The following is a 12,048-nucleotide window of genomic DNA, read 5'->3' as shown; positions in this document are numbered from 1 at the left end:
AAGTCAACGGGCACAATAAGCAGCACAGCATGAGAGCAAACTTATGCGGCACTAACCGATGGTGCATCCTTGCGCTTGCGCCGGAAGAACGGCTTGCCTTTCGACCAATGGATGAACGGCCGCTCTATGACATAATAAGAGACTGCCGCCGCCGCATACGAGATGACGAGGACGGTTACACTGATGCCGAGCCAGCGCCACACATCCCTAACCCCGGAATAGTGATAATCCGCTATGCCATACTTCTCGAGTAGCGTGATGAACAAGTAGTGCCAAATATACAGGCCGAACGAAATCTGCGCGGTAAACCGGAAAAAGCGGTTATCCAGTAAACGCCCTACGATCACGCTGAACGGTGCTGACAACAGCACGATTCCGAACAAAATGGCATAAGCCGGGAAGTAATAAGGCTGGTGCTGGAGGCTGAAGTCAAATTCGCCCTGGTGGCGCATACGCCAGATCAGTAGACCGGCAAGACCCAAAGCGGCGGCTCCGGCTGCGTCGAACACCCCAAGCTTGCATAGCCGCTCCACCTTAGCACCAAGCTGCATGAACACGGTCGTTATACCAGCGGCCAGGATACCAATAGCGAAGTGGCCGAAGAATCCAACCGGATTGTAATTCGGCATCCAGTATTTCGCACCGCCAATCTGGCCATAATCCCAGCCCCGGCCCTGCCCGCTTGGCGTAAACCACTGATGGACGAGGGAGTTTATGGCAAGCACCAACCCAAACGTGACCACCCAGAACAAGATCGCTTTTCCGAACGAACGCCGCTTGCCGAGCACAAACAATACAGCCATAAACAAAGGCATAAGCAAGTAGCTAAACACCTCGAAGCTGATCGACCAGAACGGCCCATTCAAGTCAGACGGGAAAAAGGTTGTATAGTGGAAGCCTGACGTAAACGTGAACCCCGTTAGGATTCGCCGCCACAAGAACTCCGTAGGAATGTCCAGCCTCCATACGAGCAACAGACAAACCAGGAATGATACATAGAAGCCGGGCATAATTCTTGCAGCGCGGCGTACAGCATACGTCCGGATGGACGGGTACGGCTTATTTTCCAGGTAAGCGCTCCAAAAGGGGAACGACAGCAAAAATCCGCTTAACAGGAAAAACAAGCTGACCCCGCTGTTTCCAAGCAAGAGAACCGACTGCACTTCTTGAAGCCAGGGCTTTTGTGCGGGCATCGCCAGCTTTTGTGACAGATGATGCAGGATGACGGACAGGCAGGCGATCGCACGAATGCCATCCGCTCCTGCTAACCGGGTACGGCCTAACTGAATCTTGGACATCAGCTACATTCCCTCTTTCCCTCAATACCTTGATTCCAGGCACTCACATATTTCCATAAATAATAGAAAAACCCTTCAACGCTTCGAGGGAATAATTCCGCGCACAAAAAAAGAACCTTCCGCACCGGGAAAGTTCTCACCTGCTCTATGAATGCTTTACCTTAATCTGCTGCACAGGCTCCCCTGGTCCATTCGTCAGACCTAGCGACTCTGCTGCTAAAGTATGGATTTTGTTCAAGAGCTCTGTGTTGCCCTGCAGAGACAGGCCGTAGGAAGGGATCATTCGTTTGATCTTCGGCTCCCAGGCTTCAATATGCTGCGGGAAGCATTTGCTGATGACCTCCAGCATGACAGAAACAGCAGTAGAGGCCCCAGGAGAAGCACCAAGCAATGCGGCTATCGAGCCATCGGCGCTGCTGATCACCTCCGTACCGAATTGAAGCGTACCTTTGCCGGCAGCTGTATCTTTAATAATCTGCACACGCTGGCCCGCCACCACCAGATCCCAATCCCCGCTTTTGGCGTTCGGGACGAATTCCCGCAAGGCTTCCATCCGCTGCTCTTTCGACAGCATGACTTGCCCGATCAAATATTTGGTCAATTGCATATTCTTGGCGCCCGCCGCCAGCATCGTGACGAGATTACCCGGCTTAACGGAGGTGACCAGATCAAACATCGAACCGTACTTCAGAAACTTGGGCGAAAAGCCGGCAAACGGTCCGAAGAACAACGATTCTTGCTTGTCGATCACCCTTGTATCCAGATGCGGAACAGACATTGGAGGCGCACCAACCGCTGCTTTACCGTATACCTTGGCATGATGCTGTGCCACAATCTCCGGCTTCCGGCACACCATAAACTGTCCGCTTACCGGAAATCCGCCAATCCCTTTGCCCTCCGGGATACCGGATTTCTGCAGCAGATGCAGGCTTCCTCCCCCGCCCCCGATGAAGACGAATTTCGCCGTATGCCGCTCAGCAGCGCCATTGCCGGCATTCCGCACCTTAAGCTCCCAAGAGCCGTCCTTCGTGCGCTTAAGGTCCTCAACCTGATGGTTGAACCGGATATCGACGTTGTTGCTCTGCAAGTGGCCGAACAGGATGCGTGTCAGCGCGCCGAAGTTAACATCCGTTCCCGACTCCATCCGGGTTGCCGCCACAGGCTGGCCTAGTGTCCGGTTCTTCATCATCAGCGGAATCCATTTCATCAGCTGCACCGGATCATTGGAGAATTCCATGCCTTGAAACAGCGGGTGCCCTGAAAGCGCTTCAAATCTTTTTTGTAAAAAGGTTACGTCCGTCTGTCCTTCTACAAAGCTCATATGTGGTACGGGTACGATAAATTCCTGCGGATCTTGTATGCGTCTGCTGTTCACCAGATAAGACCAGAATTGCTTCGAGAACTGAAACTCCTCATTCACCTTGATAGCCTTGCTAATGTCGATAGATCCATCCGGCTGCTCCGTGGTGTAGTTAAGCTCGCACAATGAAGAATGCCCCGTTCCCGCATTGTTCCATTCATTGGAGCTCTCCTCCCCGGCACCTGCACGCCGCTCAAACACAGTGATTCTCCAATCAGGCACTAATTCCTTAAGCAGTGAACCCAGTGTTGCACTCATGATTCCGGCACCAATTAAAATCACGTCTGTTTTGGTCTGTTGGTTGCTCATATTCTACCGTCCTTCTACCCTACGATTTGCAGGAAGGATGCAGGCACTCCTGCTCTGGCACGCATAACTTGGCCACACACCTGCTTGGGATCAATTCTGATCTTAGTGTATCACTATTGAATATAAATTTTAAGATTTATCTAATATTTTATGAAAACAATGTTTATGGAAATGCTTCCTAACTGCTCAGTCTGCAATGAATTGTTGTGTTGAATGCATGCCTTCCCAAACCTTGCCGTTAGACAGATGGTATTCTCTCTCCACTGAACCGTCTGTTCTGGTGTAGCTGATCACAAAGACCTGGCCTGTCTCAATCAGCATCGGGTATTGATCGTAAGGAAGGACATTTCCCTCCAGTGGCAGGTCTTTGACATCTTCATACGCATCCTCCAACCGCCAAAACTCCCGATAGGCGTAATCCCTGAACCCGCTCAAGTCCTCCTTTCCAAAATACGATGCCGCATACTTCTTGCCCTGTAGGGTGATGGAATCTACTCTGGTAGGTTCAATATCTTTAGCAATCCAGCTTAGGTCCTCTGAATGAAGGTTGCCACCATAGTGCTTCTGTAGCTGATTGGCCATACATGGGGTGGATTGGGTACTATAGTCCATTCCATCAAGGCTGGTATGTGCTGAGCCGTAAATACCCATGACGCTCTCACTGCCCAGCTTTTCAAATTCGCGGATAAAGTTTTCAGTCATCATGTTTTCCCGATATTCGCCGTCATCCTTGCTGTAAAATAACTGCCCTTGCCGAATCGCTTCTTTTGTTAAAGTATAGCTCTCCGATCCTGTCAGATCGTTTGCCTCAAGATAAGACAAGAATCGGCTCCCGGTCGAATCATACTGATGCCCGATATCTGTGCCGTGGAAAATCGTCTCAGGACACTCGCTTTTTATTTTTTGGTAAAATGCCTTGGTATATGGACTATGAACTGCGGTTCCCTCCCAATCCTCATAAATCTGCTCCAGAAGTTCGTCATTGTCCGAATGCATCCATAGGTTCAAATATTCGGCGGTAAAATAGGACAGCTCGACGAACAAGTGTCTCATACCCTCGTTATGATAATGTTCAGACCACAATTCATATTCCTTGTCCATAATCTTGGCATTGCCATGTGCTTCACCATACAGATAGATGCTGCCGGAGGCTTGCGTCACCACTGGTGTTTCCTCGGTTGGCGGAGCCGGCTCGATTGCCGCCCTGCCTGCGGAGGAATTGCTGCAGGCTGCAAGGCTGCTGGCCACCATTGCAACGATCAGGACAAGCAGCAAAGAGCGTACAAGCCTTATTGTCGTTTTGGCTAAGCAGGTGATTTTGTTGTCATTCATAAGTAGGATCAACCTTTCATGTTTAAGAATTCATAAATACCAATTTCAAATCATTACCATTAATCATAAAATAAGAGAGACATTAAGGCTGCAGCAAAACGCACAAGCCAGTGTTTCCCCATTCGAATACAAAATAAGTGCCTGATTTTCGGCTACGGCCATCGTTAGCAAGGGGTATACTAATCTCATCCTTAAATATGTAGGTGTGATCATGATTCATAATGAGGAACGTAAAGCCGAATATTATCAAGCTCTGCTCGAGAAAAAATCTGACTACGAAGGTGTCTTCTATGTGGGCGTCACCTCCACCGGGGTATTTTGCCGGCCGACTTGTCCAGCCAGGAAACCAAAGTACGATAACTGTGAGTTCTACGAGACCGCGCAGCAGGCACTGCTGGCCTCCTTCCGCCCCTGTCAGCGCTGCCGTCCCTTGTCGCATCCGAATCATGTCTCTGATATCGTCCGGCTGCTTGTCGAGGCCGTTGAGCAGAATCCGGAGAAGCGCTGGAAAGGACAAGACTTCAAAGAGCTATCCATTGATGAATCCACTGCCCGCCGTCAATTTAAAAAGCGCTTTGGTATGACTTTCGTTGAGTACGCCAGGTCCCGTCGAATGGGACTCGCTTTGAAGAGCATCCGGTTGGGAGGGAAGATTATCGATACACAATTAGCCTCCGGCTATGATTCCAGCAGCGGATTCCGGGATGCCTTCTCCCGCATTATGGGCGCAGCGCCTACGCGGTTAGAGGATAGCCTTATTCTTAGAGCATCGTGGCTGGACACGCCGCTCGGCCCCATGATGGCAGTAGCGGACGACAGTGGGCTGTATCTCCTGGAGTTCGTAGACCGCCGGGGTCTAGAACGCGAGGTTGAACGGTTAAGGACAAGATTGAAGGCGGCGATTATACCCGGACAGACACCCCCCATTCAGTCGATGGAGAGAGAACTGAGTCAATTTTTTGAGGGAACGTTAACCGAATTTAAGACACCTCTCCATCTGGTGGGGTCGCCTTTTCAGAAGAGCGTGTGGGAACAGCTAAAGAAAATTCCACCGGGCGAAACCCGTTCTTACGCAGATATCGCACTGGCGCTTGGCAAGCCCGCCGCCTATCGTGCGGTAGCACAAGCGAATGGAGCCAATCCAATAGCCATCGTCATTCCCTGTCATCGCGTAATTAACACCAGCGGCGAACTCGGCGGGTATGGCGGCAGAGTCGCACGCAAAGAATGGCTGCTAAATCATGAGAAAATCGGAGGTCAATACAATGAAAAATCAACTTGAACAGGCACGGAAGCTTCACGAATTGCACAGAAGCGGCAGCCCGCTAGTCCTCGTCAATGCCTGGGATGCCGGAAGCGCACAAATCATTCAAGGAGCGGGGGGCCAGGTTATTGCTACCGGCAGTTGGTCTGTAGCTGCAGCGCATGGATACGATGATGGGGAGAAGCTTCCTTTCGATCTCGTTCTATCCAATCTTAAGCGGATTAGCAATAGTGTAGATCTGCCCATTACCATTGATATAGAAGGCGGTTATGGACCTTCTCCGGAGATTATCAAGAACAATGTGCTGAAAGTCATCGGGTGCGGAGCCGTAGGCGTCAATCTTGAAGATCAGAGGATCCATGAACCGGGACTACACTCCATAGAGGAGCAAGTCTTGCGTATCGCAGCTGTGCGGGAAGCCGCTGAGGAGGCATCGATTCCCCTTTTCATTAATGCTCGAACCGATATCTTCTTACAGACCGCCGCCCACGAGCATGATGGGGCTCACCTGGAAGCTGCCCTTCAAAGGGCACACGCCTATGCCGAAGCCGGCGCTCACGGAATCTTCGTGCCGGGCTTGTGTAATGAAATGCTGATCGAGAAATTATGCCAGGAGTCTTCACTACCTGTTAACGTTATGATCTCCCCGGATTCACCCCCTCTCCAGAAACTGGCATCGTTAGGCGTTGCCCGCATCAGCTACGGTCCGCGTCCCTATTTGATTTTGATGGATGCATTAAAACAAGCTACTGTGAGAGCCCTGGATTTACAGGAATAGTCATCATCCTAACCTAGGAGATTCCAAAAAAACGGCTGGTCAGGTTTCCCTGATCCAGGGCTGGTCAGGTTTCCCTGATCCAGCCGTTTTTTGATTATTTTAATAAACATTCTACAGATCAACAAGCGAACTATATTACTATCCTTCGCACGACTTCTCGAAAAAATCCCTTACGGTGAAATAGAACCTGGTCCGTATACCTCAAACTCAAAGATTCTTGCCGCAGGGTTCGTGGTTTGTGTAGGCGCCGTTACGTTCAGCTTAATATACCGGGCCGATACTACTGTTATATTGTCTACCGTAATACCAAGCGTATTATTGGTTACGTTGACCACCGTGCTCCAGTTCGTACCATCGGTGCTGACCTGAATATTGTAGGCCTTCGTATTATAAGAGGCGGCCTCTCCCCCTTCCGATGCATGCTTGATGACAAATTGATTGACTTGCTTCACGGAGCCGAGATCGATCTGCAGCCAGCGGTTGCTGGACTTGGAGCACCATTTGCTGTCATTGATGACGCTGCCTTCCACAGCTTTGGCCGCAGTCTGCGAGGCGTTGCACGTACTGTCAACCGTCGCTGGTTTATTTAATGCTAAATTTGGAGGTCCGTATACCTCAAACTCATAGATTCTTGCCGCAGGGTTTGTGGTTTGCGTAGGCGTTGTAACGTTCAACTTGATATATCTTGCTGATACTGAAGCGATATTATCTACCGTCACGCTTTTCATATTATTGGTTACTTTGACTACTGTACTCCAGTTCGTACCATCGGTGCTGACCTGAATATTGTAAGCTTTCGTGTTATAGGAAGGGGTCTCCCCGCCTTCTGCTGCATGCTTGATGATGAATTGGTTCACTTGCTTCACGGAGCCAAGATCGATCTGCAGCCAGCGGTTGCCGGACTTGGAGCACCATTTGCTATCATTGATGACGCTGCCTTCCACGGCTTTGGCCGCAGTCTGCGAAGCGTTGCATGTACTGTCAACCGTCGCGGGTCTGTTCAATGCTAAATTCGGAATCAATGTAGCCGCACCGCACAGCATATTTTCTCCCGTAGCCGCCCATTTTGCATACAGCGTTAGATTTCTGGTGATTAGATCTGACCCATTATAGGCTTGCGTCAGCGCACTGTCGTAGTACCAGCCTGCGAAGCTGTAGCACTCTTTCACCGGAGTATACTGAAACACCAATTTACCTCCGGACGCCGACACAAGTTGCGGGGCAATCGTGGAGCCTCCGTTCGTCTCATAAGTCACGACCAGCTGGGTGGGGTTGCCCCCTTGGTCGCCTCCGGCAATTGCAGGCGCCCCTAACGTCATTAACGAAACGATGATAGCTATCACCATCAAGTATCCTCTTATCTTTGCCGTAATCCTTTTCTTTCCCTGACTAAGTCCTGACCCTTCCATCTTCCTGCCCCTTTCTCCTACCTTAATGATTACGGATTTTTGCACCATTCATAAGGGTATTCACAGTACCGCGGAAGAATGCTTGTTTATCGCGGAGCTAGAACAGTATTTTTAGACGAATTTCAGACAAATAACGGATTGTAGACTTTAGCAAATACAACTCATTGATGATATGATTAGTATGAAATATCATACTGGTATAGATTGTTTATCAAAGGAGAGATTAGGATGCAGCAAAAAAAAGAAAATAGTCATGGATTCGGGCATGGCAAAGTACTGGGAACAACATCAATGGGCGAGCGGGGACAAGTTGTTATTCCTAGAGAAGCAAGGGAAGAACTTGATATCAAGCCAGGTGAGAAATTCATCGTTTTCGGAAATAAGCGCAAGGGCGCTGTCATTCTGGTCAAAGCCGAAATGTTCAACAAATTTGCCGATTTCTTCATGAGCGCTTCGAAAAAGTTTGAAAGCATGGCCCAAGCGATTTTTGATAAAAGCACTACTATTCCAGAAGATGAAGATGATGATCAGGAGCCGGCAGCCGCTGAAGAAGGACCTGAGGTAGATGAAAAAGAATGAGCGAATTCTTTAAATTGATGAAGGATGTCCGGTTCAGAAGAACCATGCGGATGATTTTTAAGTTCGCCTGGGATTTCTGGTGGCTGGGCAAGCAAAAGTATTTTATTCCGGGACGGCGCTTAGAGGCGAAAACAAAAGCCTTATATCGAAAACAGGCAGCGTATTTTACAAAGACCGCCATGGACATGGGTGGGTTAATTATCAAGCTTGGGCAGCATGTTAGTGCGCAGGTGGATATTTTGCCGAAAGAAATTATTGATGAATTGTCCAAGCTGCAGGATTCCGTAGAATTCGTAGATTATTCCGAGATTAAGCACAAGGTAGAGACCGAACTCGGAGTATCTATTAGCGAGATTTTTGCTGAATTTAATACAATTCCTATCGCAGCGGCTTCCTTAGGACAGGTACATCGGGCGACCTTACGAACAGGTGAAGAAGTCGCAGTGAAAGTTATGCGTCCCGGGGTCGAGGACATTATCGCCATTGATTGGAAATCCATACAGGTTGCTATTTCCTTATTGAAACGCCTGACGAAGATTGCAGACTTCATGGACCTGGATGCGGTGTATGATGAGTTTCACGATACCGTTATGGACGAGCTTGATTATCAACAAGAGGGGCGAAATGCAGAAGAATTTCAGATGCAGTTTATCCATCGGGATGATATCGTTGTTCCAGGCATTCATTGGTCCTATACCACTTCGAAAGTTCTTACCATGGAGTTTTTGGAGGGTGTAAAAATCAATGATTTTGCCCAGCTGGATGCCTGGGGTGTGGACCGGACTAAATTAGCGAAATCGCTGATAGAAATTTTCGTAGAGCAGATTCTATTAGAAGGCTTCTTTCACGCAGATCCGCACCCGGGTAATGTTCTCGTCCAGCCTGACGGCACCATAGCCTTAATTGATTATGGAATGGTCGGACGGATTGCCGATGATATGAAGACGCAAATGGTAGCACTGCTAATGGCGGTGTATTTAAAAGATGCTCACGGCGCAATCGATGCCCTCACCCGTTTGAGATTTTTAAGACGGAATGTAGATTTAGAGGTATTCGCAAGGAACCTTACGTTATTATTTGAACAAATCAACGGGGATACGTTTGACCTTAGCTTCGTGACATCAGGTGACAATGCTGAAGAGTTACGTGATTTCCTCTATTCTCAGCCTTTTCAGTTACCGGCAAATACAACATTTTTGGGAAAAGCCATAGGCACGGTGTATGGGCTTTGTACCGGACTGGACCCCGAGCTTGATTTGATTGGGACCGTTAAGCCTTATGTCGAAGAGGTTGTGCGTAGGGATCTGCGGGGAAATGTCTTCTCTAACGTTGTGGATGAAGGCAAGAGCATTCTCAAAGGGATCCTTCCTACGACCAAGAAGTTCATATCTGCAGTAGATAAAATGGATAGCGGAAATTTACGGGTAAAGCTATCGAGCTCCTTCGAGCAAAAATTGATCGATACGCAAAATAAAAATACACAGCGGATTATTGCAACAATCATTGGGGCGGTATCCCTTCTGACTGCGGCAAACCTGTGGAATGAAGTGAATCATATGGTTTCTTATGGGTTGGGGGTTTTGGGGCTACTCATTATGCTTAGCCAACTCAAAACGAGAGGACGCCGCCGTGAGGTAAGACATGCAAAGCAGATGAACGCCATGCGTGAGCGTAGCAGATTGGAAACGCCGAAGTCTAAGCACTAGCAAAACGGGGTTATTTTCCTTGAGCGAAGAAGATCTGGCGCATGAAAACGAGTGAACGTAAATAAGAGCGGGGCATAAAGCTGTTAGCTTATGTTCCGCTCTTATCTTTATTTATTACTTAGTTGTTCCGCCAAACCGATCAGAATTCCTTCGATTCCTCGAATGTAGCAGAGCTTATAAGAGTCCTCGTACTGAACCACCTCGCCAACGAGCTGAGCACCATTCTTAGTGAGTCTGGATACCATTTCGTCAATGTCTTCAACGGTGAACATGACACGTAGATAACCGAGGGCGTTTACAGGAGCAGTCCGGTGATCTGATATAGTAGGCGGGTTGATAAATCGCGAAAGTTCAATTCGGCTGTGACCATCCGGGGTAACCATCATAGCAATCTCTACGTATTGAGAGCCCAGTCCGGTTACGCGACCAGCCCATTCACCTTCGACGGTGGCTCGCCCTTCGAGCTTCAGGCCAATCTCCTCGAAAAAAGAAATTGCGTCGTCCAAAGACTCTACAACGATACCGACGTTGTCCATTCTTAGTAATTTATTTTCTGCCATAGTTTCATCTCCTTATGTGTACAAATTTATTAGCCGATTATCTTGATCCTCGCCGAAACCGTCATATCTTCAAACAATAGAGCTCCGCAATCGGCGTACGTCCCGGACCGGCGGCATCCCAAACATCCGTGCATATTCCCTGCTAAAATGGGACGGGCTCTCGTACCCGACCTGAAACGCAGCCTCCGCCGCATCGGTCGATCCAGAGAAGAGTAGCCGGCGCGCCTCTTGTAATCGGATTTGCTTTTGAAACTGGATCGGACTCATCCCTGTGACTTCCTTAAAATAATCGTACAAAGACGAAGTGCTCATACGGGCCTCCGCCGCCAACTCCTCTACGCGCAGGGGCTGGGCAAATTCGCGATTAAGCTTCTCAACGACTCCCGCGATTCGTTGTGCATGGCTTCCGATAACTGCAAATTGTGTCAAAGATGCGCTGTTGTCGTTCTGAAGCACCCTGTAAATGATCTCCCGCATGGTATAAGGCGCAAGCACCGGGATATCCCGCGGTGTTTCGACTAGTTTCAGAAGCCGCAGCACCGCATCCAGAAGCGTATCGTTCACCCGGCTTACCTTCAACCCCCGGCTGGTCTCATTTCCTGCTTGGATAGCATCGGCGGAAGCCTGTATGACACCAAGAATCTGATTCATATCAAAAAGGATCTGCAGGCTTAAATACGGTGTTTCATCCGAAGCCTCCACCACTTGTCCTGTAATCGGTAAATGTACCGAAGCGGTTAAATAGCTGCTCGGGTCATACTGATACACCTCTTTTCCCAGCATGACCACCTTGGAACCCTGCGCCACGACGCAAAGGGAAGGCTCATAGACAGAGTATACCGGCTCGGATAACCGGGAAGAACGAATCAAGCGCAAACCGTGAATTTCCGTATCATATATCCCGTCCCCCGGTGTGAACTTCTCGATGATCTGCAGCATTTCTCTCCTTTGTTTCTCGAACCATTCATCCATCCTCTTCTCCCCCTTTTTATCCATAAGATTAACTTAACCTTATCCTCATCTGGAGGATTAGGCAATCATTATGTATGATCCGGCTACCGCCTTGCTTCCCAAAAGAGAGATAATGAATCATGTTAACAATGCGATACAAGGTACGGAAGTGCTAACCCCAGGAAACGAGTGACAGGGCAGAATTCAGTCCAGCCTTCACAATGGAAGGAGAATATTCAATGAATACTCAAAACGAACAATCCCATCCCTATGTCGGCATGTGGGTGACAAAAGACGGTTACATCCGGCATGAGTTGCTGCCGAACGGGCGGTATGACGAGGCACGTGGAAAACGGAAGAGCGCTTATCAAGGCAGATATACCATCGTAGGCGACCATATCGAATATATGGATGACACAGGGTTTACAGCGGACGGCGATTTCCGCGATTCGGTGCTCTACCACGCAGGCATGGTTCTCTACTATGAAAAATAGCAGAAGTA

The 12,048-nt window shown here is 48.9% G+C and carries 11 protein-coding genes; 5 read left to right on the top strand and 6 right to left on the bottom strand.

What is annotated here, in order from left to right:
* Positions 1-41: 41 nt before the first annotated feature.
* The 3 genes from QW71_RS08295 to QW71_RS08285 all read right to left on the bottom strand — a co-directional run bounded on the left by QW71_RS08295 (position 42) and on the right by QW71_RS08285 (position 4,299).
* Complete coding sequence (locus tag QW71_RS08295; RefSeq protein WP_039296028.1) at positions 42-1,298, bottom strand: acyltransferase; 1,257 nt, start codon at positions 1,296-1,298, stop codon at positions 42-44.
* Between the two features lie 145 nt (positions 1,299-1,443).
* The gene (locus QW71_RS08290; RefSeq protein ID WP_039296026.1) at positions 1,444-2,967 is read right to left on the bottom strand and encodes a malate:quinone oxidoreductase; all 1,524 of its coding nucleotides are present in this window, start codon (positions 2,965-2,967) and stop codon (positions 1,444-1,446) included.
* A 186-nt stretch (positions 2,968-3,153) separates the two neighbouring features.
* Positions 3,154-4,299 (bottom strand): hypothetical protein, encoded by a 1,146-nt coding sequence (locus QW71_RS08285; RefSeq protein ID WP_063776435.1) that lies wholly within the window; start codon positions 4,297-4,299, stop codon positions 3,154-3,156.
* A gap of 211 nt (positions 4,300-4,510) precedes the next feature.
* Between QW71_RS08285 and QW71_RS08280 the strand changes: the two genes are divergently transcribed.
* Entirely contained in the window at positions 4,511-5,581 is a 1,071-nt protein-coding gene (locus QW71_RS08280) for a bifunctional transcriptional activator/DNA repair enzyme AdaA (protein WP_200905900.1), read from the top strand.
* On the top strand, positions 5,565-6,341 hold the full coding sequence (locus QW71_RS08275; RefSeq protein ID WP_039296022.1) for an isocitrate lyase/phosphoenolpyruvate mutase family protein: 777 nt from the start codon (positions 5,565-5,567) through the stop codon (positions 6,339-6,341). The genes QW71_RS08280 and QW71_RS08275 overlap by 17 nt, the downstream gene beginning before the upstream one ends.
* Positions 6,342-6,511: 170 nt before the next feature.
* Here QW71_RS08275 and QW71_RS08270 read toward each other — a convergent pair whose 3' ends face one another.
* Positions 6,512-7,687, bottom strand: a complete 1,176-nt coding sequence (locus tag QW71_RS08270) for a discoidin domain-containing protein (RefSeq protein ID WP_039296020.1) — start codon at positions 7,685-7,687, stop codon at positions 6,512-6,514.
* A gap of 291 nt (positions 7,688-7,978) precedes the next feature.
* On the opposite strand from QW71_RS08270, the gene QW71_RS36990 reads away from it, so the two are divergent.
* Both QW71_RS36990 and QW71_RS08260 read left to right on the top strand, forming a co-directional pair.
* A complete protein-coding gene (locus tag QW71_RS36990) occupies positions 7,979-8,329 on the top strand; it encodes an AbrB/MazE/SpoVT family DNA-binding domain-containing protein (RefSeq protein ID WP_047013686.1) in 351 nt (116 codons plus the stop codon).
* The gene (locus tag QW71_RS08260) at positions 8,326-10,035 is read left to right on the top strand and encodes an AarF/ABC1/UbiB kinase family protein (protein WP_052769929.1); all 1,710 of its coding nucleotides are present in this window, start codon (positions 8,326-8,328) and stop codon (positions 10,033-10,035) included. The genes QW71_RS36990 and QW71_RS08260 overlap by 4 nt, the downstream gene beginning before the upstream one ends.
* Positions 10,036-10,142: 107 nt before the next feature.
* On the opposite strand, the gene QW71_RS08255 is transcribed toward QW71_RS08260, so the two are convergent.
* Together QW71_RS08255 and QW71_RS08250 are read right to left on the bottom strand one after the other, a co-directional pair.
* The gene (locus tag QW71_RS08255; protein WP_039295994.1) at positions 10,143-10,595 is read right to left on the bottom strand and encodes a VOC family protein; all 453 of its coding nucleotides are present in this window, start codon (positions 10,593-10,595) and stop codon (positions 10,143-10,145) included.
* 69 nt (positions 10,596-10,664) lie between these two features.
* Entirely contained in the window at positions 10,665-11,567 is a 903-nt protein-coding gene (locus tag QW71_RS08250) for an AraC family transcriptional regulator (RefSeq protein ID WP_152679714.1), read from the bottom strand.
* A 218-nt stretch (positions 11,568-11,785) separates the two neighbouring features.
* Here QW71_RS08250 and QW71_RS08245 point away from each other — a divergent pair, with 218 nt between their 5' ends.
* Positions 11,786-12,040, top strand: a complete 255-nt coding sequence (locus tag QW71_RS08245; protein ID WP_039295987.1) for an Atu4866 domain-containing protein — start codon at positions 11,786-11,788, stop codon at positions 12,038-12,040.
* Positions 12,041-12,048: the final 8 nt, after the last annotated feature.

This window comes from Paenibacillus sp. IHB B 3415, assembly GCF_000802655.2.
GTDB lineage: Bacteria > Bacillota > Bacilli > Paenibacillales > Paenibacillaceae > Paenibacillus_AQ > Paenibacillus_AQ phytohabitans.
Note: the sequence above shows the minus strand (reverse complement) of the source record. Positions and strands in the feature narration are given on the sequence as shown.

Coding starts and splice junctions, on each gene's coding strand:
- QW71_RS08280 (WP_200905900.1), top strand. CDS start 4,511: ATGATTCATAATGAGGAACGTAAAGCCGAATATTATCAAGCTCTGCTC.
- QW71_RS08250 (WP_152679714.1), bottom strand. CDS start 11,567: ATGGATGAATGGTTCGAGAAACAAAGGAGAGAAATGCTGCAGATCATC.
- QW71_RS08260 (WP_052769929.1), top strand. CDS start 8,326: ATGAGCGAATTCTTTAAATTGATGAAGGATGTCCGGTTCAGAAGAACC.
- QW71_RS36990 (WP_047013686.1), top strand. CDS start 7,979: ATGCAGCAAAAAAAAGAAAATAGTCATGGATTCGGGCATGGCAAAGTA.
- QW71_RS08295 (WP_039296028.1), bottom strand. CDS start 1,298: ATGTCCAAGATTCAGTTAGGCCGTACCCGGTTAGCAGGAGCGGATGGC.
- QW71_RS08255 (WP_039295994.1), bottom strand. CDS start 10,595: ATGGCAGAAAATAAATTACTAAGAATGGACAACGTCGGTATCGTTGTA.
- QW71_RS08245 (WP_039295987.1), top strand. CDS start 11,786: ATGAATACTCAAAACGAACAATCCCATCCCTATGTCGGCATGTGGGTG.
- QW71_RS08285 (WP_063776435.1), bottom strand. CDS start 4,299: ATGAATGACAACAAAATCACCTGCTTAGCCAAAACGACAATAAGGCTT.
- QW71_RS08275 (WP_039296022.1), top strand. CDS start 5,565: ATGAAAAATCAACTTGAACAGGCACGGAAGCTTCACGAATTGCACAGA.
- QW71_RS08270 (WP_039296020.1), bottom strand. CDS start 7,687: ATGGTGATAGCTATCATCGTTTCGTTAATGACGTTAGGGGCGCCTGCA.
- QW71_RS08290 (WP_039296026.1), bottom strand. CDS start 2,967: ATGAGCAACCAACAGACCAAAACAGACGTGATTTTAATTGGTGCCGGA.